The organism is Xanthomonas populi, from assembly GCF_002940065.1.
Taxonomy (GTDB): domain Bacteria; phylum Pseudomonadota; class Gammaproteobacteria; order Xanthomonadales; family Xanthomonadaceae; genus Xanthomonas; species Xanthomonas populi.
On record NZ_MDEJ01000069.1, the window covers coordinates 1 to 21,835 of the forward strand.

A 21,835-nucleotide genomic window follows, 5' to 3' on the forward strand; every position below is an offset into this window, starting at 1 on the left:
CTGATCGTGCTCGGTGCACGTTCCAAGGCATCGGCGAGCGCACGCAGCGACAGCCCGGTTTCGTGCAACGCATGGAGACGTCATCGTTCCGACAGGTCCAGGCGACTGGATGACATGGGCAACGCCACTTGGCGGTGAAGTGGCTCAGGCCAGGTCGCCTGGACCGCTTCACAACCGTTGGTGTTGCGATTCAACGTTGAACTTGCCCGGTAGATCACGGGTGCCGCCTTGTTGCCGGATTGCGACTGCGCTTTCAGTTGGTCCAGATGCAACGTTTCTAATCGGGCGAGTTCGTATTCCGTCGGGTAGCCGTGGGTCAACAGCCACTGCGCTTCTGCATCCGAGTTGGCAACCAATGGCCCGCTGGCCGTGCAGGCATTTGGACCCTTGATTGCTGGCCTGTGATTACTGGCCTGCGCTCGCATTCAACACACACCGCCTCACTCCGTACCCTCCCCGGCCCTTTCCCGATGGGAGAGGAGCGTGTCTGCCACGTCTGTTGAGCGAAGGGCCTGTGGCGTGCGGGCTTGGTGGGTTGGTCAGTGCGGTATGTCGTCGCGGGCCAAGCCCTTGCCGCCGTGGGGTGAGCGTTCGAACGCGGTGATGGTGATGGTTATCTTCGGCAAGCTCCCTATGGCCGGCGGCGTGAGGATGCGGCGTACGCCTATACCTGACGGACGCTGCGCTTGGCGGTGGCGTGTTGGGCAGACCGAGGCTGCCGCGCTTGTGCCTGCACTGCGCGCACTTGGCGGGCTGCAGATACTGCGGTTGAGGCCGCAGACCACACGTGGTGAGTGGCCGGATGCGGTGCGTCGCTCCCTCCCCGGTTTCACGTTGTGCCATGCACTTGCGGGCGCGGGCCGCCGCCAACCGACGATCCCCTGCTGTCCAGGCTGCTGGCGCAGGAGTGGTTAACGCAGGCAACACGGTGCGCCCTGCGCAGCGGCCCGCTATGCGTTGCTGGGGGTCAGATCGCTTGCTGCGAAAGGCTTTCGAAGTGGTGACGCAATCTGATGTGCGCGAAACCAGATGGCGTGAGAAAAAATGCACACCTGGTATTGCCTTTTACCTATATATTTTGCTGCGTCACACATACAAAGTGACCAGTGGCGCAATAACTGGCGAAGGAAGGATCTGGGCATGACCGACAACACGATGGGGATGCAGACGCAGCCATTGGGCGGGCGTGGTGTGACGGGACAGGGATGGGCGGTCATGCCGCCGTCGTCGACGTCGCCGTTTGGCCATCGCCGCATGGCCTCGTTGCCACGCGCGCCTGCGCCAGCACCGGCGCCAGATACACACAGTCTCAAGCGGCTGCTGCGCAAAGGCGCGCACCGCCTGGTGAGAACCCTGCCCTGGCGGCACCAGGACCGGCTCTACTTTTTGCATACGTTCGGTCGGCTGCCGGATCTGTATGCGCCGAAGTGCTTCAACGAAAAAATCCTTTACCGCAGATGCGTGCATGGCGATTACCCGCTGTATACACGTTTGGCGGACAAGTTTGCGGTGCGCCCCTATGTGGCGGCCAAGATTGGCGCGGCGCATCTGATTCCGCTGGTGCTAAACAGCACCGATCCGCAGGATTTGTTGCATCTGCCACAGTGGCGGCAGAGGGTGATCAAGGCCAACCACGGCGCGGACATGGTGGAAGTCGTGCGCGACGAGCCGGATGCTGCGCAGAAGCGCCGCATCATCGAGCGCTGCGGCCAGTGGCTGCAGACCGACTTCTCCGAGATAGTGCGCGAGATCCATTACCGCGATATTCCACCGCGCATTCTGGTGGAGCATTACATCGGTGAGGAGCAGCAAGTGCCGGTGGATTACAAGTTTCACATGTTCCGGCAGGCGGACGGCAGTTTTCAGTACGTGCTGCAGGTGATTTACGGCCGCTTCGACACGCCGAAGCTGGCGATGACCTTCTTCGTCGGCAACCTGCACACGGCCTTCCACCGCATCCGCGACGACGAGCGCACACCGCCCTGCGCGCCGGCGCTGCTGGAGCAGGCGCTGGAGTTGAGCAAGGTGCTGGCAAGCGACGTCGACTACGTGCGGGGGGACTGGTATATCCAGCGCGGGCAGATCTATTTCGGCGAACTGACCTTCACCCCGGGCGCGCACCGGGCTGGAACGCGGGCTGGACCGGATGATGGGCGATATGTGGGTGCAGCGGCGTGCGCCGGTAGAGCCGTGGTTTTCTGGCGAAGGCATCCGCATGCGGCTGCCGGTGAGGTGAGGGCGGCGGTCGAAGCACGCGACCCTTGCGCGCTCAACCAAACCTCTAGTCCGAACGGCACCCTCTGCGCTGAAGTGGGTACGCTGGTTCATCGTCGATTTGATCGATACACGCGATCGCGGCGAGGTGCTGATTCTGGCGCTTGTCTGCTGCGCGCTCTGATGGGAAGCCGGCACGTTAATGGCGAATCGCACGAAGCAGACCAAGAACTGGGCGTACTTATAGGCGCCAAAGACGGTTCTTCTGAAGCAACCGCTCCGACCGCATCACGTGAACCCCCACAATGCGCTGCCCATCCAGGCGGTAGAACACGCGGCAAGGCGGTTCGACGGTGTGGCGATAGCAGGTGCGCTTCAGCGCCTGGGGGCGGCTTCCACTCTCCGGGGGCTCAACCAATTGCTCGACGTGCGCGAACACGCCTCGTACCAGCGCCGCAGCGGCGATAGCGTCGTCGATTGCGATGCAGTCGGCAATCGCGTCCAAGTCAGCCAGTGCGGTTTCCAACCAGACTATTTCAGCCATCGCGCCAGGCGTTGCTTGGCCTGCTCGTGGTTCAGGCTGCGGCCTTCCGCTACTGCCATTTCACCACGGGCGATTCCTTCAAGGATCGCCATGCGCTGCTGCATGCGTTCATAGCTGGTGACATCCAACAGGTATGCGCTGGGCAAACCATGCTGGGTGATCAGGATCGGCTCTTTGTCGCGCTCGACATCTGCAAGGAGTTCGGTGGCCTGACGCGTGAGCGTGGCGACAAGTTCGGTGCGCATGCAGTGACACTAAAGTATCACTCCGGGCGCGGCAGGCAGGTTGGGCCGGGCCGCAGAGTGGGCGCCCTTACACCCCACCCAGCGGCCGCAGGCACAGCCAGATCGCGCACCAGTGCGCCAGCGCGCCGCCCAGTACGTGGGCGTGCCAGATGGCGCGGTTGTAGACCAGAGATTTACGCACGTAGAAGGTGACACCCACGGTGTAGAACGCGCCGCCGGCGGCGATGAGCCACAGCACGGTGCTGTCCAGCCCGGCGACCAGCGGTTTGATCACCACGATGCCGGCCCAGCCCAGCAGCAGGTAGATCGCCACCCAGAAGCCCTTGGCGATGCCGGGCAGGCACAGCTTGGCGAACACGCCGAACAGGGCCACGGACCATACCGCCGCGATCATCGCCCAGCGCCAGGTGCCGTCGAGGGCGACCAGCAGAAACGGCGTGTAGGAGCCGGCGATCATAACGAAGATGCCGGCGTGATCGAACTTGCGCAGCATGGGTTGGCGTTGCGGTTGGGCGAAGTTGTAGGCGGCCGAACAGCCGAACATCACCAGCAGGCCCAGCGCGTACACACAGGTGGCCAACAGCATGGTCTGGTTGGCATGCGCGCGCCAGACAATCCAGGCGCCGCCGACGATGGCCAGAAACAGGCCCGCAGCATGCACCAGACCATCGGCACGGCGGGCGGAAGCGGTCTTGTAGTGCGGAGCAATGGCGATGGGGGGCACGGGCACGGCGGTTCTTCGAGGTGGGGGAGCAAACAGCGTGCAGAACAACGGTCACGCGGCGGGGCAACAGGATACCCGGCTTACTGAATCTGCTCAGTGAGCTAGAGCATTTTTCTAATCAGGGGTTGCCCTTACGACGCCACTAGCTAACCTAGGCAGACGCTTTCCGCTACGACCGCAAGATGATGCCTTCGGCATGTGTGTTACTCGGTCGCACGTTGTTGAATTTTCTGACAATTCTCAACCCAGTTAAGGCATGCTTTAATAACACATGTACCTATTAAAGGATTCTTACATGCCACATGATTTAAAGAGATTGAAGGTCTCCGTTCGATATAAACAAAATCGACGCGATAGCTTCGGTTTGCGAATCGCACCACACTACCTTACAAACGTCTTCGAACTCCAGCGATGAAGATGATAGCCAGCATTACATCTGCCTTGATAGCTTTGCGCTGGCATCACCTATGCCGCCGTTAGTTTTATTATAAAAATCGGAACGCCAAATATTAGCAGCCCAAATAGCACACGATAAAGGATTATAATGAAAATACCAATTAATCTAGATCAAGCAATTTTTATGCGATGGTATGAAGAGTATAGAGAGCGCCGCTACTTGCAAAAAGTTCCAGACGATTTAGTCATACAGCGTGCACGCGACCTCATCTAAAATATTTTGACGTTAGAACCAAACGGAAAAATTGGGTGCGTTCAAGGAACTTCAAGAACCGGCAACTTTCTTTGGCGACTATTTTCCCATTTTCTTGAGGAGTCGCGCCTCAGAACTGGAAACTACCAAGGCTTACTGATTAAAAGTGGCATCGGCTGATTTTTGACGACAAAGCCGACAGCCCCAAGTAGCCCCGCATCCAAAGCTGTCTTGGAAATGCTTAAAAATAGCCAGGGAAAACGACACCTTTTTAAGTTCTGGGAACTTGAATGGATGCGTGCACTTTTAGAAAGGGGAGAGATTCGAATAGCACCAGCTTCACTCTACAACGATGAATCGCTTGGCCCAGCAATCGCAGATGACGAGCTTTCCTATGACTTAGATTCAGAAAATTTTGAAGAAGATATACTAAACCTCCATCCATTCAAAAACTCGCCTAGTTGATGCATTCGGAGCTCCCGCCCCTAAACGCAAACGAGTTAGCATGGAAACAAACTATTATGTATGGTGCGCCAGCTTTGGGCTAAGCCTTAGGCTGTTTGATGACTTCAATGCTGATTCTGTCTTAGTGATCCACAATGTCGGTGAGTTCTCAAAGAGACTTTTGCAGGCCTTACGTGAACCTTTACACGAATGGCAATTTACGCCGTGTGCGATTCATTACTTCGATCCGTATCATCCCTCAAAAAAGCCATGAGCTTTTTTTCCTACAAACACTTTAAATATCTTTATCAAGAAGAAATTCGTTATACCTTCCTCCCTCCTCACCCTATCCAGAAGTTAGACCCGTTATTTCTAAAACTAGGCTCCCTGGCCGATATCGCTGAGATTCTAAATAGGAAGGAACTAGAGCATTAAAATTTATATCGCCTTTGATATGTTCAGTGTTCACTAACCTAGTGCCGCACACAGCGGCCAAGATGACCAATTGACCTAGCGCCTCGCCTTTACAGCAGGGACCGAAGCAGAGTTCCGGCCGCACAGTGCGCTACCAAGACCCGGCTTGCTGAATCCGCTCAGTGAGGCAGGCTCGCCGGGTTGAGCAGGGTCTCATACCCTGAGACATCCTTTTTGTTTGATCTCCCTCTTTGGGAGCCACATCGTATGCCTCCGTTTGCCCTTGCTCCCCGCACCGAAACCGCCGAACGCGCGCTGGCCACCAGCGATGGCCGGCCCAGCCGCGATGGCGCATTGCTCACGCAGCGCCTGGAACGGCGTTACCACGACCGCATCACCGGCAGCTTCACCCTGCCCGGGCGAGCGGGCAGCTATGCGCCGATCCCCCACGATGTGCCCAGCGCGCTGGCCGATGCCTTGCATGCGCGCGGCATCACCCAGCTCTACAGTCATCAAGCCGACGCCTGGGCGGCGAGCCAGCGTGGCGCGCATGTGGCGATCGTGACGCCGACCGCCTCGGGCAAATCGCTGTGTTACACGTTGCCGGTGGTGAGCGCGGCGATGACCTCCGGCGCCAAGGCGCTGTACCTGTTCCCGACCAAGGCGCTGGCGCAGGACCAGGTGGCCGAGCTGCTGGAATTGAACCGCGCCGGTGAGCTGGGGGTGAAGGCCTTCACCTTCGACGGCGATACGCCCGGCGATGCGCGCCAGGCGATCCGCCTGCACGGCGACATCGTGGTGAGCAACCCGGACATGCTGCATCAGGCGATCCTGCCGCATCACACCAAGTGGGCGCAGTTCTTCGAGAACCTGCGCTATGTGGTGATCGACGAGATCCACACCTATCGCGGCGTGTTCGGCAGCCATGTCACCAATGTGGTGCGCCGGCTCAAGCGCATCTGCGCGTTCTATGGCGCCAACCCGCAGTTCATCCTGTGCTCGGCCACCATCGGCAATCCGCATGCGCACGCGCAGGCCTTGATCGAAGAACAGGTGCACGCGATCACCGAGTCCGGCGCGCCCACCGGCGACAAGCATGTGCTGTTATGGAACCCGCCGGTGATCAATGCGGATTTGGGTTTGCGTGCGTCGGCGCGTTCGCAGAGCAACCGCATTGCACGCATCGCGATCAAGAGCGGGTTGAAGACGCTGGTGTTCGCACAGACGCGGTTGATGGTGGAAGTGCTGACCAAGTATCTGAAAGACATCTTCGACCACGACCCGCGCAAGCCGCCGCGCATCCGTGCGTACCGTGGTGGCTATCTGCCCACCGAGCGGCGCGAGGTGGAGCGCGCGATGCGGGCGCGCACTGTCGACGGCATCGTCTCCACCTCGGCGCTGGAGCTTGGCGTGGATATCGGCGCGCTCGATGTGGTGATCCTCAACGGCTACCCCGGCAGCGTGGCGGCGACCTGGCAGCGCTTCGGCCGCGCCGGGCGTCGCCAGCAACCGGCGCTGGGCGTGCTGGTGGCCAGCTCGCAACCCTTGGATCAATACGTGGTGCGGCATCCGGATTTCTTCGCCGATGCCTCGCCCGAGCATGCGCGCATCGCGCCGGACCAGCCGCTGATTTTGTTCGATCACATCCGTTGCGCGGCGTTCGAGTTGCCGTTCATTGCCAGCGAGCCATTCGGGCCGATCGACCCGCTGGTGTTTCTGGAAGCCCTGGCCGAGAGCGAAGTGATCCACCAGGAAGGCAACCGCTGGGAATGGATAGCCGACAGTTACCCGGCCAATGCGGTGAGCCTGCGCTCGGTAGCCGATGGCAACTTTGTGGTGGTGGACAAGAGCGATGGCAAGCAGCAGATCATTGCCGAGGTAGATTATTCGGCCGCCGCGCTGACCTTGTACGAAGGCGCCATCCACATGGTGCAAAGCACACCGTACCAGGTGGAGCGGCTGGACTGGGAAGGCCGCAAGGCCTATGTCACGCGCACCCATGTGGACTACTACACCGACAGCATCGACTACACCAAGTTGAAGGTGCTGGACCGCTTCGACGGCGGCGTGGCCGGGCGCGGCGATGCGCATCATGGCGAGGTGCACGTGGTGCGGCGCGTGGCCGGCTACAAGAAAATCCGCTACTACACGCACGAGAACATTGGCTACGGCCCGGTCAATCTGCCCGATCAGGAACTGCACACCACCGCGGTGTGGTGGCAGTTGCCGCAGGCGACGTTGGGCAAGGCGTTTGCGTCCAAACAGGATGCGCTGGATGGATTTCTGGGCGCGGCGTATGCGCTGCACGTGGTCGCCACCGTGGCGGTGATGGCCGATGCACGCGACCTGCAAAAGGCCGTGGGCAATGGCGACGGGGCCTGGTTTGCGGTGGCCGACCAGACCGGGCGCGGGCAGCTGCGTGGCGTGGACGAAGGCGAAGAAGGCGCGGTGGAATTGCAGCAGGCGTTCGTGCCTACCGTGTATCTGTACGACAACTTCCCCGGCGGCGTGGGCCTGAGCGAGCCGCTATGGCTGCGCCAGGCCGAGCTGCTGCAGCGCGCGGACGAGCTGGTGCGGCGGTGCGATTGCAGCGCCGGCTGCCCGGCCTGTGTGGGCCCGGTCTTGGCCGCGCACGAAGCAGGCAAGGGCGAGTCGCCCAAATCCTTGGCATTGACCGTGCTTGCGCTGTTGTTCGATGCGGAGGCACCGGTGCGGCACGCCACCCAGGTGGACGACGACCTGGCGCTGGATGTGCTTGCATGAGGGTGAGTGCGGACCGGCTGCGGTTGTTGCGGCGTCAGGCGGGGCATGCCGATGTGCGTGGGCCGACGACGGCGCAGATCGGCGTGGACGATGAAACGTCTGCGCTCGCAACCGAAGTCACGCTGGTGTCGTCTGCGCAACAGATGCACTCCGCAGTGGTCAGGCGAACATCTGGCGATGCAGCGGGTGTGGGCGCGGGTGTAGACGATGCGCGTCCGCATGCTGTCAGTGCGATGCCTGCAGCGGCGCAGCCAATGCGTGACCCGGCAGCACCGGCGCCTGGCAGCGATCCTGGCGTGAGCGCAGAACGTCTGCGCTTGCTGCGCCGTCAGGTCGGCGGGCTGAGGCCTGCACCACGCAAAGACGATGCGGTGATGCCGACGCGTGTGCAGCGTCAGTCTTGGCCGGGTGCCGCGTCGCACGCGTGGGGCCCGGCGCCGCGCGGTGACACTGCGCGAAGCGCGCAGGCAGCCGCCGCAGACACGACACATGACCCGCGCACGCAGGACATCGCACCGGTAATGACAGGCCGCGCTTTGCAGGCGCCGGTTGCCACACCGCCTGCGCGCGATGCCTCGGTGTTTGCCTGGGTGGAACACGATGTGCGCCACAAGCCGGCAGACGCGGGGGCCGATGCGGCAGCGCGCGTGCCGGCTGTGCGCGCGACACCTGCTGCCCCCCCATCCACACCTGCACCGCAGCGACGCACCGATATCGCCGGCTTGCGCAAGATGATCGGCCTGCGCGAGCGCGCGGTCTCGGCGCACACGCCGGTACGTGCGGCATCCACTGATCGGCATCTGCCAGGCAACGAGATCGCGCCCGGCCTGCATCTGATCGAAGCCTTCCTGCCGCAGCCGATTCCGCACGAGGCACTGTCGCTGGCCTTCGCCAAACGTGAAGACGCAGTAGACCCGATGGATCTGCTGTTCTTCGATACCGAAACCACCGGCCTGGCCGGCGGCACCGGCACACGTGCCTTCATGATCGGCGTGGCCGATTGGCACATGGACGACGCGCACGGCAGCGGCCTGCGCGTGCGCCAGTTGATGATGTCCACGATGGCCGCCGAGAGCGCAATGCTGGACCTGTTCCGCAGCTGGCTCTCGCCGCAGACGGTGCTGTGCAGCTACAACGGCCGCTGTTACGACGCACCGCTGTTGAAGACGCGCTACCGGCTGGCGCGCCGCGGCGACCCGATCTCCGCGCTGGATCATGTGGATCTGCTGTTCCCCACGCGTCGCCGGTATCGCGGCACCTGGGAAAACTGCAAGCTGTCCACCATCGAACGACAGCTACTGCGCGTGGTGCGCGAAGACGACCTGCCCGGCTCCGAAGCCCCGGCCGCGTGGTTGAGTTACCTGCGCGGCGGCAGCGCGCGCAACCTGCGCCGCGTGGCCGAGCACAATCATCAGGATGTGGTGACGCTATCGCTGCTGATGCAGCGCTTGGTGGCAGTGGACGCGCAGGACCGCGAGGTGATTCCGGTGCTGGAGACGCCGTAGCGCTGCACCCAACGCGGCGGTGGCGCGGTGGCGCAATGCTGGCGTCTTGGGTGAGACCCGCCAGTGCGGTTTCCCGGCAAAGGCGATGTCCACCGGCAAGACTGCAAGGCAGCAACACACGGGTTACTGGGTGATCGGTGCAGCTCACTTCGGCAGCTGTCAGACACGTACACCGCCGCTAGTGGCGGCGTGTCTGGCCAAGAAGCGCTGCTGTGACACGTAGACGCAGGAACTGGCAGCAGCCGCTCTCTGCACCATGCCTCTATGACGGCATGCCACCGTCCGAACACTGCGCCTGGACATGTGTTCCGCGCGACACACCGGCTGCTGCTCAGCGCTGGGCACGGCGCAGCCCGCATGCCACTGCGCCACGCGCGTCAGCGCCGGATCATTGCGCCGGGATCACTCGCCTGGCTCGATCTGTTTGGCTTGCTCGTTGAGGTAATGGCTCACCGGTGCGCCACGGTACTGGTCGGTCAGCCGCCCCAGGGATTCGGCGCGTGCATCCACCGCATGCCTTGCGGCTGCGTCGTGCGGAAGTTCTGTCGAGCTATCCAGAAAGCGGCCTTCGCGGACTGCCCCCACCAGGGCCGGGTCGGCTGGCTTGGACGCGTCGCGGAATTCGCGGCTGCGCTGCTCCACGATCGCCGCATCGCGTGCGGTGTCGATGGGGGTGTCCGGCGGCAGGTCCAGTTCCATGCCGGTGTGACCACGCGCCAACGTGCGGTTTTCAAGCAGCGCGAGCAGTTCTTCTTCGGGCTGGTCGGTCAACAGGCTCTCACCGGCGTCGCGAAAAGCACCGGCAGTGGTGCGCTGGATACCAAAGGCTTCGCCGCTGAGCTTCTGCATCTCGCCGAAGTTGCGCCAGACGTAATAGTCCTTGTCGTGGTTGGCGCGCGGCAGGGAGAAATCCTCATACCGGTAGCCGGACGAAAATGCCGCCTGCGCGTAGGAGGAGTCCGGCTGGCGCAAGCGTGTGCGTGTCAGCTCCATGGCCTTGCCCGCATCGCTTTGCTGATCGGTGGCCACCGCCTCCACGATGACCGGGCGCATCTTGCTCCAGCTCTCCAGCCAGTGCACCGCGGTCTCGGCCAGCCCCTCAGGGCCATCGTCCTTGCCCGGGAAGAAATCGCGCAGCTGCGGGTCGGCCAGCATGCCCTGGCTGAAGACCGGCACCACATTGATCTTGGCCAACAGCCGATCGAGCGCAGCACGGCGGGGCGCATCCTGGGAGTGCAGCGGATTGATCTGGTAGTGCTTGTACAGATTGGACAGAAATTGATCGAAGCCGCCCGTGTAGTACTTGGCATACAGCTTGATCGCTGCCCCCTGGCGCAGATCCGGCCGACGCATCAGCAGCATCGCCACCGCCTCGCCGGTGCCTTCCTTGCAATCCAGCGCCACCGACATCGCCTCCGGCTTTTGCAACGCGTGGTCCAGCGCCTGCTCCACGGCGGCAATGGTCTGATCGGTCTTGATGAAGTTGCCATCGACCGGGTTGCGGATCACCAGCGGCATGTCGCGCAACTGGGCGAACGGCACCTGCGAGACCAATCTGTTCTGCGGGTCGTCGGTCATGCGGCCAATGCTGAAGTCGTGCATCAATACCGGCACGCCGTCGGCACTGACTTCGACATCCAACTCCAGGTTGCGATACCCCTGTGCGTAGGCGCGATCAATGGCGGCAAGCGAGTTTTCCGGAATGCCGGCGTGGTTGTCGAACAACCCCCGGTGCACCATCACGTCCTTGCCCAGCGCGCGCGTGCTGGGCGCCTGGAAATACGTGTCGTGAATGAGCTCTTTGCGGTGCTTGCGCAGCAGCGCCTCCTTGCCGGCCACCAGATGATGGTCGTTGGCCTTGAAGAACGCTGCGCCGCCGTCGCGCGCCGGCATCTCGTGGCCGTGGTAGCGCGCGGCTTGCTGCAACTTGCGACGCGCCTGCTTAGGTGTGGCGGGCTGCAGCCAGTCCGGCGTTGTCAGCCCATGACCGGGCAGATCCAGCGCCTTGCGCAATGCAGTGCGTGCTGCGTCGCTGAAATTGTCGCCAGGCGCAAACGCGCGCTGCAGATCGAAGATGACGCGGCCTTGCTGCGCATCGACCAGGACCTGGCCTGCCGCTGCACGTGCGCGTCCCGGCAGGCCGCGCGCCATGGCGTTGAACGCGGCGGTATCCAGGTAGACCGGCTCCAGCGTTCCGGCGGCAAAGCGTGCCGCGACGCTGTCCGGTGCGATCGTCGTGCCGGCCTGCGCGAGATGGGTGGCAAGCTTGCCTTGCGCTGTCTGCAAGGTGATCTGCCTGGCCTGCACTTCGGCCAGGCGCTGCTCGGAGAACTCGCCGTCCAGCGCCACCAACGCCTGCTTGCCGGTCATCGCGCTTTCGTTCAATGGCACCAGCGGTGGTAGAACGACAGCCTGGCGACGAGGCCGTGCACGCAATGGCGGGTTGCCGCCTGGCACGTGCTGTACCTCCATCGGGGTGATGGCACTGGTGTGCGTCGGTGTTGCCAGCGCGGTGGTATGCGTGGCGGCTGGTTGCAAAGGAGCAATACGCATGACGACCTACAAGAGCACTGCGGGCGGCTAGTAAACCGCGTGCCATATGACAATTCGCAACCGAGGCGAAGTATGCCACTGCGATGCGAAACGATGCCCCACCGCAACGCCGGCGCACCGCATCACATGGTCCATCGCCTGCTCTAGAACAGCGTTTGCTTGAACGGCAGCATGGCCGCGCCCAGCACCGTGGCATGTGCTTGCACCTGCCCGACAAGCAACGCCGGATACGGCGATGCAACGCCGCGCCGTGGCGCGGGTTCGAAGGCGACGCGGGCGATCAGCCGCTGCGCAAGATCTGTCGGCAGGCGCGCGCCGAAGACGATGACGGGCGGGGCGATCAACGCGATGATCGCCGCCACCGCCAGAGTCACTCTGGGTTGCACCGCATCCAGCCAGGCGTCGATCTGCGGCCATACCGCATCGTAGTGCTGCGGCATGGGGGGCAGGTCCGGCAGCACATGGCCATCGGCGACCAGCGCCTGGCGCAGGCTTTCCAGCGTTGGCCGCGCACTGCCGGTGATGGCCGAGATGCGACCCAGTTCGCCCACATTGCCTTGCGCGCTGCGGCGATCACGCCAGCGGCAAACCCGTCGGGGATAGACAGATAGACCAGATCCGGCGATTGGCGACCAACCCCGTACAAGGCTTCGGCCAGGGCAGCGCAATGGGCGTCGTTGTCCATCCAGACCGGCAACTGCAGACGTTCGGCGATGAAACCGGCCAGCTCGACCTGCATCCATTCGGCGGCCAGCGAGAGCGGCGGATTGACCCGCGTGCCGTCGCCGATGCGGGCCGGTCATGCCGGCGCCCAACCCGAACAGCTGCTGCCGGTCTACACCGGTCGCCTGCAACACCTGCTCCAGGGTGCCGGGAACCCTGAGCACGCTGGCGCGCCGCAGATCGGCACGCGCCACCTGGCCGGCGCTGCGGATCAGATCCAGCAACGCGCGCTCGCTGGAACCGGCGACCTGCCCGTCGCTGCGGTGGCGGCAATGCGAACGAATGGCCGCCTGGGCGAAGAAGGAGGGTGTGTTGTGCAAAAAAAGAGCGGTTTTTGTCACACAAGCTTAAATTAAGCAAACTACTTTAATCCGCCTGCGGCCACCACGTTGGGGCCGCCCGACATCGCGGATCGTGCCATGCGCCTGTTTCAGCCCTCTCCCTCTGGCCACCTGTGTGTGCCCGGTCCGGCCTGCGTTCCACAACGTCGCACATTGTCGCTCGCGCTGGGCATGGCCGTGATGTGCTGGATGCACGCGCCGGCGCAGGCCGCCGAGGTGCCCGCCGATGCCTCGGCGCATACCCTGGATGCCGTGCAGGTCCGCACCTCGTTCCAGTCGCAGAACACGCGTGCCATCGCCACCAAACAGGCCGCGCCCACCATCGTGGATTCGGTCGCCTCCGACAGCATCGGGCAACTGGCGGACTTCAATGTGGGCGATGCGCTGCGTCGGGTCACCGGCGTCAGCACCGTGGAGTACCAGGGCGAGCCGCGCTACGTGACGGTGCGCGGCCTCAACGGCAATTACAACAGCATGCTGATCGACGGCTTTGCGTTCGCCAGCAACGATGTCGGCAGCCGTCAGGCGATGATGGATGTGCTGCCGGCCAACTTTGTCGACCGCATCGATGTGGTGAAGTCGTTCCTGCCGGAAAACGACGGCAGCGCGATCGGCGGCGTTACCAACCTGGTCACCGCTACCGGCTTCGGCCGCCCGGACGGCCTGCTCACCTTCTCGGCCAAGGGCGGCGCCAACCTGATGGGCAGCCGCTACGGCGGCCGGTCGCCGGTCGGCGAGGGCGATCTGAAGTGGGGCAAGCGCTTCGGTCGCGACGGGCAGTTCGCCTTTTTGGGCGCTGCCAGCCAATGGCGACGCGAGATCTCGGTGCCGCAGCAGGAAAACGGCGGCGGGTTGAACTGGTACGCCGCCGATGGCACGCGCGACCCGGTGGCCTATGGCGGCACCGGCGATGCGGTTCCCAGCGAGCGGCGCTGGTACAACTACGACAACACCCGCGAACGGCGCAGCCTCACCGCGCGCGTGGACTGGCAGCCGGAGGGTCCGCTCAGCGGCCATGTGTCCGGCTACACCTTCCGCCAGCGTGAGGCCTCGGACCGCTATACCCAGAACGCCCAGGTGCAGAACAGCGCACGCCTGACCCGCACCAGCCCGCAGGGCGGCACGCTCGACAACCTGAATCAGTTCGTCGAATTGGGGCAGTTGCGCTGGAAGCGCGCGCTGTCGGGCATCAACGGCGAACTGCTGGCCGAGTTGCCTGCGCAGTGGCGCGCCGCGCTACGCGCCAGCACCTCGCGCGCAACGGTGGACAACCCGCAGACCTGGGACCGCTTCCAGCAAAATCGCCTGGCATACGGGTTCGACTGGAGCGGCACCCTGCCCGCATTCACGCCCGTGGACCCGGCCCTGGCCGACGACCCGGGGCGCTACGCAAACCTCTATCACCAGCAGGAGCGCATCGCCTACGCCGAACGGGTCGGCGACCTGCAGCTGGAGCTACGCCGCAACATGGACGAGGACAGCCGTGGGCTGGGGCTGGCCGTTGGCGCGCGGCAGGTCCGCACGCACATGCGCACCGATGTGCAGCGCACCACCTGGAACGGCTTGCCTTACACATTGGCCGACGTGCTGGGCAGCCCGACCTGCGCGCTGGGCTGCAACAGGGAGATGATGACCATCGACCCGGCATTGGCCGACGCACGCTGGGATGCCCTCGCCGGCCAGACGCGCGGGGTGGTGGACACCACCGCGCAGAACAGCGGCAGCTACGGCGTCGACGAGCAGGTGCGCGCCGGCTTTGCACAGACCCAATGGCGCGGCGAGCGCTGGCTGCTGGCTGGCGGCATCCGTCTGGAACAGACACGCTTTGCCAGCACCGGCCAGCAGCTGAGCGGAACCACCTGGACGCCGGTCAGCGCGGTGCGCACCTACCGTAACTGGTTGCCATCGCTCAGCGGGCAACTGCAGACCAGCGCCAACGGCACGCTGCGCTTTGGCGTCTCGCGCTCGATCGGCCGCCCGCGCCTGGACCAGATGGCATTGAACGGCGGCGTGCTCACGCTGGGCAGCAGCATCCCCACGCTCAACCAGGGCAACCCGGACCTGCAGCCGCGCCGCTCGCAGAACCTGGACCTTGGCCACGACTGGAGCTTCGACGACGGCGGCAGCCTGCTGTCGATCGCGCTGTTCCACAAGACCATCGACGATGAAATCTTCCGCTACGGCCAGATGGACACCATCGACGGCGAGCAGGTGCTGGTCACCCAGCCGCGCAATGTAGACCGGCCGGTGCGCCTGCGTGGCGCCGAGCTGGGCGCCATCAAGGAGCTGGGGCCGTGGCTACCTGCGCTGGCCGGCTTGTCGGTGTCCGCCAATGTCACGTTCCTTGACGTGGAGTACCCGGTGGTGCTCGGCGATGGTAGCCGTACCACCCTCGACGTGCTGCCGCAGCAGCCCAAGCAGTTGTGGAATCTGACCCTGAATTACGCCCGTGGGCCGCTGCGCACCACGCTGGCCTGGAGCCGCACCGGCGAGCTGTGGGATGACCGCTTTCCCAATTACAGCAGCCTGCAGGAGTTCTATCGCAACCGTTACCAGCAACCGCTGGACCGCATCGATCTGAAACTGGGCTGGGACGTTTCGCCGGCGGTGTCGCTGAGCCTAGACGTGCTCAATCTGGCCGGCCAGGGCTACCAATACCGCATCGGCCGCGATCAGGAATATGTGCAATCGGCCTGGAAGATGGCCCCCACCGTGATGGTCGGCATCAACGTCAAACTTTGAGGAGCTATGCATGTCGTCATGTCTGGATACCACCTTCAGCCGCCGCCGGCTGCTGGCCGCTGCTGCTGGCGCCTCGCTGCTGTCTACCGCGTTGCCAACGCTCGCCGATGCAGCGCCGCCTGCTGATGTGGGCCGCAAGTTCCTGCGCTCGAAGCGGCCGATGCCGTTTGCCGGCAATACGTTCGTCGGCCATCTCGACCAGCGGGGCGATGGCTACGACAGCTTCGACCGCGTGCTGGAGATCTACCGCGAGCTGCCCGAGCACGGCTTCGCCAATAAGCTCGCCTTGTTGCCGCCGAGCAGCTATCACGTGACCTTGCTGGGCGGGGTCAATGAAACCGACCGCGCGGGCGGGCCGTGGCCGAGCGATCTGTCGCGCGAGGTTGCATTGGCCGACATCAACGCTAGCTTCCTGTCGCGCTTGCAGCAGCGCGATGCTGTACCGCTCGGAGCCGGTCGGTTTCTGGTAGACCCCACGGCGGCCAAGACCGGCATCAACGACAATCTGCTGATTCCGTTGCTGCCTGCCGATACGGCCACTGCGCAGCGGTTGGAGACTGCACGCAAGGGGCTGATGGCACTGACGCGACTGCAGCGCCCGGACTACAGCAACTACCGTTTCCATATCTCGTTAGCCTACCTGTGCGGGACGCTCAATACCCAAGAACAGGCGACCTATCGCGCTGCAGTAGGCGTTTGGCTCAAGCGTCTTGCTGCTGCCGGCCCGATCACGGTGCCGCGTTTCAACTTTTGCACCTTCAAGGACATGTACGCGTTTCGTGAGAGGTGTGAGGTGTGAGGTTAGGTTTACATGGCAAGGGTGTATGCATGGCGACACTTGCCGCAGTGGCGCAACCGCTTTCGCGAAAATGTGGCCCGATCACGAATCGCCCAACCGACGACCTGCCTGGAAAACAGGTCCAGCACAACGGCCAGCGACATCCAGCCTTCATGCGTGCGGATGCACGTGAAATCGCTCGCCCAGACCGTGTTGGGCGCAGTCACGTCGAACTGCCGATCCAGCAGGTTGGTCGCCGCTGCGCACTCGGACCCTCCATGGACGCGTGGTTTGCGACCATCGCCCACCTGAGCACGCAGCCCTTGCGTGCGCATCAACCGATGCACGCAAGGGCCACTGCCGTGTTCGCGCAGATACCGCAGATCCTTGGTGATCTTGCGATGCCCATCGACACTGCCGCTGGCCAGCCATTGGTGCGTGATCTGCCCCAGCAGACGTTCGTCATCCTTGGCGCTATCACTCTTGGGCGAGCGCAGCGTCACTGCCTGAAAGGTGCTCCATTGACACTGGCACCAAGCCAAGCGCAGCGAGCCGACACTCTGCAAAACGGCCAGCTACAGAAACAGCCGGTCGGCCTTGATCGCCAGGCGTGTGGCCTAGTTGGCGGTCGGCGGTGCCGATGCGGACAGTTCCATCATGACAGCGACTGCACGGCACAAGGACAAGGACAAGGGAAAGCAAACGCGGCACTGGCAGTGCGCGCCAGCACGTTGGGACGCTAGCGCGGCCGGCATAGCGCGGTTGGCCGTCAGCGCCGAGTAACCAGACCGAGTAACCGCTGGCACGCAGCGCGGGGTGCGCACAGACGTGATTGGATGCAAGGTCGGTACAGGGGCTGCCGGGCCTGAACACCGATACTGCAAACAATCGAACAGGCCAGTCGTCAGCCAGTGCAGCAACGAGCGGTCAATGCGTCTTGCACACGCGCAAGCCGAGGATCAACTGGTGCAGTGGCGCAGCAACCTACTTAGGTCAGCGCCCTCAGTTCCCTCGTCAACACTGCCGTGCAGCGCTTACGCCATCGCTTCGTCGGCATGCAGGGCACCCACCGTCTGCTGCGCATGATCGAAGCGCTCGCGCGCGGCGCGGATGGCCGCATGGTGCTCGCCTGCCCAGTTGAGCAATTGCGAGATGGGGCCAAGCAGCGCGACGCCGAGTTTGGAGAGCGCATATTCCACGCTGGGCGGCTTGGTTGCGTAGACCTTGCGTGTGATCATGCCGTTGCGCTCCAGGTTGCGCAGGGTATGGGTCAGCATCCGCTTGGAGATGTCCGGCACGGCGCGCTGGATGGCGCTGAAGCGGGACGGGCCGGGGATCAACGTCAGCAGGATCAACATAGTCCATTTATCGCCGATCTGATCTAGCACATCGCGCACCGGGCACTTGGTGGCGTCGAACGGTATACCTTGCAGGGACGGCGGCGGCGGAAACAGAGAAATCGCGTTCACTGGCGTATCTCACGGTAATCAGAGGGAAGAAAACTGCCTCCTTTCGGAGGATGGAACGGCCCTAACAATAGGTTCGCTGACAAATAGGTCTAAATATTAGACCACACCTCTTATCGATACCTAATGGAGCACATCATGGCACACGCCTCCCCCCTGATCCTCGTCACCGGCGCCAGCGGGCAACTGGGCGCGTTGGTCGTCGAAGCGCTGCTACAGCGTGTGCCTGCAGGACGCATCGTAGCAACGGCCCGCGATATTGCGTCACCCACACAGTTCGCAAAACGCGACATCACGGTGCGTCGCGCCGACTATGCTGACCCGCAAAGCCTGGATCAGGCGTTTACTGGAGTGGGCCGCGTGCTGCTGGTGTCGTCCAATGCGGTGGGCCAACGCGTGCCGCAGCACCGCAACGTGATCGATGCGGCCAGGCGCGCCGGCGTGGAATTGCTGGCCTATACGAGCGTGCTGCGCGCCGATATCAGCACGCTGTCGTTGGCCAGCGAGCATGTCGCCACCGAAGCGCTGCTGCGCGATAGCGGCGTGCCGCACGTGCTGCTGCGCAATGGCTGGTACACCGAGAACTACACCGGCTCGATCGCCGCCGAAGTGGCGCATGGCGCGGTGATCGGCAGCTCCGGCGAGGGCAGGATCAGTGCGGCCACGCGCGCCGACTATGCCGCAGCAGCAGCGGCGGTGCTGGCCTCCGACGCGTCGCAAGCCGGGCAGGTCTACGAGATGGCGGGCGATACCGCCTTCACGATGGCCGAGTACGCCGCCAAGGTGACGCAGCAGTCTGGCAAGCAGGTGGCATATCACGATCTGCCCGAGGCCGATTACGCGGCGGCGTTGGTACAGATCGGTCTGCCGGCTCCGTTTGCCCAGGTGCTGGCGCAGTGCTCGGCGTCCTCGCGCGGCGGCAGCTTGTTTGATGACAGCCACACCTTGAGCAGGTTGATCGGCCGGCCGACTACGCCGCTGCGCGACGCGGTGGCTGCGGCATTGAAGGCTTCGGCAAGCTGAATCGTGTGATTGACCGAAGCCGGGCACGTGCACGCTTCGGTCGTTGTGCTCCGCTGAGGGCGCGCATAGAACTTCGCGCGGGGTGATCAGAGACCAGACGGACATCGCGCACGGATAACGGTACCCGTGTGCACCGTGCCGGCCCGACTACCGAACGTGCTTGGCAGGCCACGCCTTGCGCCACGCGCCCACGTTTCTTGCCGCATAGAAGCAGCGGCACTGGCGCGGTGCCAGACGCGCGCTCTGCAAGATCGGAGGGCACTCCAATGCGACGTGATGCGCAGTACCGGCCAAATCCCGCCGTCAACATGGCCGCACCTGCGCGGACCGGCTCGCCTCGCGTTCGTCGCATAACTGCCATTGGCCCGACACGGTGCTGACACAGGGCTTCTCCTGAAGCGATGTCGATGTCGCCAAAATGACATCACATCTAAATATAACTACACCCACTGCCGCTATGTCAGGAAGACCGCGCGCCTTGGCGGGCGCTCTGTCGCCTCGCTCGCCGCCCGATTAGGCAGCGCAGGCGCGACGCTGCCGCCGACCCGTTTTTCCTTGCACGAGCCAGACCAATGAACAAACGTAACCTCGCCACCGTTCTATGCGCCATCAGCGCGACCGCCAGCGGCAGCACGCTGGCAGCCGAGCTGGAGCTGTACGTCGACCGCAAGACCAAGCAGATCTTCGCCGAGCCGGCACCGGGGCGCGACAAGTTGGGCAAGTTCGTGCAGGTGGACGAGAACGGCAAGCTGCCGGCCTCGGCACTGCCTGCCGCACCGGCGTTGCCGCCTGCGCCTGCTGCGCCAGTGGCCGCGGACACCGCCATCACCCAGGCCGCATCTGCGCCAGCCAAGCCCAGCGAGGCCGGCAGGAAGTGGTACGACAAGCTGAGCCTGCGCGGCTACACCCAGATCCGTTACAACCAGGGCATCGGCGGCGACGCGCAGGATCTGCGTGCGCCGGGAGACCGTTTTATCGGCAACGACCAGAGCCTGGGCATCCGGCGTGCGCGTCTGGTGTTGAGCGGCGATCTCAACGAGCACGTGTCGCTGTATCTGCAGCCGGACTTTGCGAGCACGCCCACCGGTTCGGCCACTTCCAACTTCGCGCAGCTGCGCGATGCGTATGCCGACATCTACTTCGACAAGAAGCGCGAATACCGCGTGCGTGTGGGCCAGTCGAAGATGCCGTACGGCTGGGAAAACATGCAGTCCAGCCAGAACCGTCTCACGCTGGATCGCGCCGACGCGCTCAACTCCGGCCTGCGCGACGAACGCGATATCGGTGCGGTGTTCTATTACAGCCCTACCGTGGCCAAGGGCCGCTTTCAGGACCTGATCAAATCAGGCCTGAAGGGCTCAGGCGATTACGGTGTGATCGGTGCCGGCGTCTACAACGGACAGGGCGCCAACCGCGCCGAGCGCAACGATGGCATGCATGCGGTGGTGCACGCCACCTACCCGTTCAAGTTCGCCAACGGCCAGTATCTGGAAGTGGGCGCCGATGCCTACAGCGGACGTTTCGTACCGACTGCAGCGGCGGTGAACATCGGCGGCCGCAGCTTCACCCCGGCCATCACCGACCCGAACGGCTACACCGACCAGCGCGTGGCCGCGCACGTCATCTACTACCCGCAGCCGTTCGGCCTGCAGGCCGAGTGGACGGTGGGCCGCGGACCGGAACTGGATGTCGCGCAGCGCCGCATACGCACCCGTTCGCTGAGCGGCGGTTACGTGCAGGCAATGTACAAGCACGATGGCAGGTACGGCACATTGCTGCCGTACCTGAAATGGCAGACCTACCGCGGCGGTTCCAAGTTCGACACCAATGCGCCGCGCATGCAACTGAACGAAGTGGAAGCCGGTGTCGAGTGGCAGCCGATGGATGCGCTGGAACTGGTGTTCGCATATTCGAAGATGAAGCGCACCGACGTCTCGGCCGCACCGTATCCGCTGGTGGAAGGCGATCTGCTGCGGCTGCAGTTGCAGATCAATTACTGATCCACTGTGCTTGATGCGACTGCCCGGAGCCCTCGTACTGCGGGGGCTTCCTGTTTGCGGTGGCATCGCGTGCAGGGCATGGCCATGCGCGCTCGCGCGCAGCGCGCAACTCAGCAATCGGGCGGGTGATACACACTTCAAACACGATATCGAGCGGCCGCTGCAAGCGTGCCCGCGCGCCAGCCGCGTGACAGGTAAACGCTTATCTCCACAGCACGTGCGTCTCCCGGTTGTCCGGAGCTCCCATGCCGGCTCTATACGAAGGATCGACCAGAAGAGGCCGTAGGTGATTACTGACCGTCAACCGCCAGTGCGTAACATTGGCCGCAGTGCTTTCAACACGCACAGCACGAAGAACAGGCGGTTTGCTGGAACCACCGACGATGCGCTCGCCAAGACACCGTGCCTGGGAATCATCAGCGACACGCCAAGCACCCGATTCCACAACCGACCGTGGCGCGCCGCCATGTTGCGAACCACGGAGACGGCATGAAGCCAACTGACCAAGACCTGCCCAGCAATCTGGAATTCACCGGCAATTGCGGTTTGATCCACGCCATGCAAGGCACGCACCAATTTGGACAGTGTGCCAAGGTGTTCAGTCCCGGCATTAGATGGATCGGATTTACCTTGAACCGCTCGGGTTCGGATGTCCACTGCTTGCAGATGAATTCGTACGGTGTCAGACCCTTCAGGGCTTTGAGTCT

13 protein-coding genes and 5 pseudogenes are annotated in these 21,835 nt (G+C 63.4%); 8 read left to right on the plus strand and 10 right to left on the minus strand.

Features of this window, described 5'->3' with window-relative positions:
- Positions 1-116, minus strand: a pseudogene (locus XpopCFBP1817_RS12290) (helix-turn-helix domain-containing protein); the annotation flags it as partial.
- 1,039 nt (positions 117-1,155) lie between these two features.
- Between XpopCFBP1817_RS12290 and XpopCFBP1817_RS12305 the strand changes: the two are divergent.
- Positions 1,156-2,236: pseudogene (locus XpopCFBP1817_RS12305) on the plus strand (ATP-grasp fold amidoligase family protein).
- A gap of 219 nt (positions 2,237-2,455) precedes the next feature.
- Here the strand turns inward: XpopCFBP1817_RS12305 and XpopCFBP1817_RS12310 are convergent.
- From XpopCFBP1817_RS12310 to trhA, 3 genes are all read right to left on the minus strand, one after another.
- The gene (locus tag XpopCFBP1817_RS12310) at positions 2,456-2,758 is read right to left on the minus strand and encodes a type II toxin-antitoxin system RelE/ParE family toxin (RefSeq protein WP_128417351.1); all 303 of its coding nucleotides are present in this window, start codon (positions 2,756-2,758) and stop codon (positions 2,456-2,458) included.
- Entirely contained in the window at positions 2,746-3,003 is a 258-nt protein-coding gene (locus tag XpopCFBP1817_RS12315) for a type II toxin-antitoxin system prevent-host-death family antitoxin (RefSeq protein WP_128417352.1), read from the minus strand. The genes XpopCFBP1817_RS12310 and XpopCFBP1817_RS12315 overlap by 13 nt, the downstream gene beginning before the upstream one ends.
- Before the next feature lie 67 nt (positions 3,004-3,070).
- Positions 3,071-3,733: a PAQR family membrane homeostasis protein TrhA gene (trhA, locus tag XpopCFBP1817_RS12320; RefSeq protein WP_167393922.1), complete on the minus strand. Its 663-nt coding sequence runs from the start codon at positions 3,731-3,733 to the stop codon at positions 3,071-3,073.
- An 874-nt stretch (positions 3,734-4,607) separates the two neighbouring features.
- Between trhA and XpopCFBP1817_RS12325 the strand changes: the two genes are divergently transcribed.
- From XpopCFBP1817_RS12325 to XpopCFBP1817_RS12335, 3 genes are all read left to right on the plus strand, one after another.
- Positions 4,608-4,841, plus strand: a complete 234-nt coding sequence (locus XpopCFBP1817_RS12325) for a hypothetical protein (protein WP_128417353.1) — start codon at positions 4,608-4,610, stop codon at positions 4,839-4,841.
- A gap of 660 nt (positions 4,842-5,501) precedes the next feature.
- Positions 5,502-7,997: a DEAD/DEAH box helicase gene (locus tag XpopCFBP1817_RS12330; protein ID WP_167393923.1), complete on the plus strand. Its 2,496-nt coding sequence runs from the start codon at positions 5,502-5,504 to the stop codon at positions 7,995-7,997.
- Entirely contained in the window at positions 7,994-9,502 is a 1,509-nt protein-coding gene (locus XpopCFBP1817_RS12335; RefSeq protein ID WP_128417354.1) for a ribonuclease H-like domain-containing protein, read from the plus strand. Before XpopCFBP1817_RS12330 ends, XpopCFBP1817_RS12335 begins: the two co-directional genes overlap by 4 nt.
- Before the next feature lie 402 nt (positions 9,503-9,904).
- Here the strand turns inward: XpopCFBP1817_RS12335 and avrBs2 are convergent, their stop codons facing one another.
- Both avrBs2 and XpopCFBP1817_RS12345 read right to left on the minus strand, forming a co-directional pair.
- Positions 9,905-12,055 carry a type III secretion system effector avirulence protein AvrBs2 gene (avrBs2, locus tag XpopCFBP1817_RS12340; RefSeq protein WP_128417355.1) on the minus strand — a complete coding sequence of 717 codons (2,151 nt, stop codon included), beginning with the start codon at positions 12,053-12,055 and terminating at the stop codon, positions 9,905-9,907.
- Positions 12,056-12,198: 143 nt separating this feature from the next.
- A pseudogene (locus tag XpopCFBP1817_RS12345) lies at positions 12,199-13,098 on the minus strand (ROK family protein).
- A 99-nt stretch (positions 13,099-13,197) separates the two neighbouring features.
- On the opposite strand from XpopCFBP1817_RS12345, the gene XpopCFBP1817_RS12350 reads away from it, so the two are divergent.
- Both XpopCFBP1817_RS12350 and XpopCFBP1817_RS12355 read left to right on the plus strand, forming a co-directional pair.
- The gene (locus XpopCFBP1817_RS12350; RefSeq protein ID WP_425479107.1) at positions 13,198-15,861 is read left to right on the plus strand and encodes a TonB-dependent receptor; all 2,664 of its coding nucleotides are present in this window, start codon (positions 13,198-13,200) and stop codon (positions 15,859-15,861) included.
- Positions 15,862-15,871: 10 nt separating this feature from the next.
- A complete protein-coding gene (locus XpopCFBP1817_RS12355; RefSeq protein ID WP_128417356.1) occupies positions 15,872-16,660 on the plus strand; it encodes a DUF1868 domain-containing protein in 789 nt (262 codons plus the stop codon).
- 74 nt (positions 16,661-16,734) lie between these two features.
- Here the strand turns inward: XpopCFBP1817_RS12355 and XpopCFBP1817_RS12360 are convergent.
- A pseudogene (locus XpopCFBP1817_RS12360) lies at positions 16,735-17,136 on the minus strand (DDE-type integrase/transposase/recombinase); the annotation flags it as partial.
- A 537-nt stretch (positions 17,137-17,673) separates the two neighbouring features.
- Positions 17,674-18,108, minus strand: coding sequence for a winged helix-turn-helix transcriptional regulator (locus tag XpopCFBP1817_RS12370; RefSeq protein WP_128417358.1), 435 nt, complete (start codon positions 18,106-18,108; stop codon positions 17,674-17,676).
- 135 nt (positions 18,109-18,243) lie between these two features.
- Here XpopCFBP1817_RS12370 and XpopCFBP1817_RS12375 point away from each other — a divergent pair, with 135 nt between their 5' ends.
- Both XpopCFBP1817_RS12375 and XpopCFBP1817_RS12380 read left to right on the plus strand, forming a co-directional pair.
- Positions 18,244-19,128: an SDR family oxidoreductase gene (locus XpopCFBP1817_RS12375; RefSeq protein WP_128417359.1), complete on the plus strand. Its 885-nt coding sequence runs from the start codon at positions 18,244-18,246 to the stop codon at positions 19,126-19,128.
- A 572-nt stretch (positions 19,129-19,700) separates the two neighbouring features.
- A complete protein-coding gene (locus XpopCFBP1817_RS12380; protein WP_128417360.1) occupies positions 19,701-21,128 on the plus strand; it encodes an OprO/OprP family phosphate-selective porin in 1,428 nt (475 codons plus the stop codon).
- Between the two features lie 300 nt (positions 21,129-21,428).
- On the opposite strand, the gene XpopCFBP1817_RS22970 is transcribed toward XpopCFBP1817_RS12380, so the two are convergent.
- Both XpopCFBP1817_RS22970 and XpopCFBP1817_RS21880 read right to left on the minus strand, forming a co-directional pair.
- On the minus strand, positions 21,429-21,701 hold the full coding sequence (locus XpopCFBP1817_RS22970; protein WP_341866009.1) for an Abi family protein: 273 nt from the start codon (positions 21,699-21,701) through the stop codon (positions 21,429-21,431).
- Positions 21,702-21,724: 23 nt separating this feature from the next.
- Positions 21,725-21,835 (minus strand): annotated as a pseudogene (locus XpopCFBP1817_RS21880) (IS481 family transposase); the annotation flags it as partial.

Bases quoted from the DNA above. Each gene is read 5' to 3' on its own strand.
- XpopCFBP1817_RS12330 (WP_167393923.1), top strand. From the start codon at position 5,502: ATGCCTCCGTTTGCCCTTGCTCCCCGCACCGAAACCGCCGAACGCGCG.
- avrBs2 (WP_128417355.1), bottom strand. From the start codon at position 12,055: ATGCGTATTGCTCCTTTGCAACCAGCCGCCACGCATACCACCGCGCTG.
- XpopCFBP1817_RS12335 (WP_128417354.1), top strand. From the start codon at position 7,994: ATGAGGGTGAGTGCGGACCGGCTGCGGTTGTTGCGGCGTCAGGCGGGG.
- XpopCFBP1817_RS12380 (WP_128417360.1), top strand. From the start codon at position 19,701: ATGAACAAACGTAACCTCGCCACCGTTCTATGCGCCATCAGCGCGACC.
- XpopCFBP1817_RS12310 (WP_128417351.1), bottom strand. From the start codon at position 2,758: ATGGCTGAAATAGTCTGGTTGGAAACCGCACTGGCTGACTTGGACGCG.
- XpopCFBP1817_RS12315 (WP_128417352.1), bottom strand. From the start codon at position 3,003: ATGCGCACCGAACTTGTCGCCACGCTCACGCGTCAGGCCACCGAACTC.
- XpopCFBP1817_RS12375 (WP_128417359.1), top strand. From the start codon at position 18,244: ATGGCACACGCCTCCCCCCTGATCCTCGTCACCGGCGCCAGCGGGCAA.
- XpopCFBP1817_RS12355 (WP_128417356.1), top strand. From the start codon at position 15,872: ATGTCGTCATGTCTGGATACCACCTTCAGCCGCCGCCGGCTGCTGGCC.
- XpopCFBP1817_RS12350 (WP_425479107.1), top strand. From the start codon at position 13,198: ATGCGCCTGTTTCAGCCCTCTCCCTCTGGCCACCTGTGTGTGCCCGGT.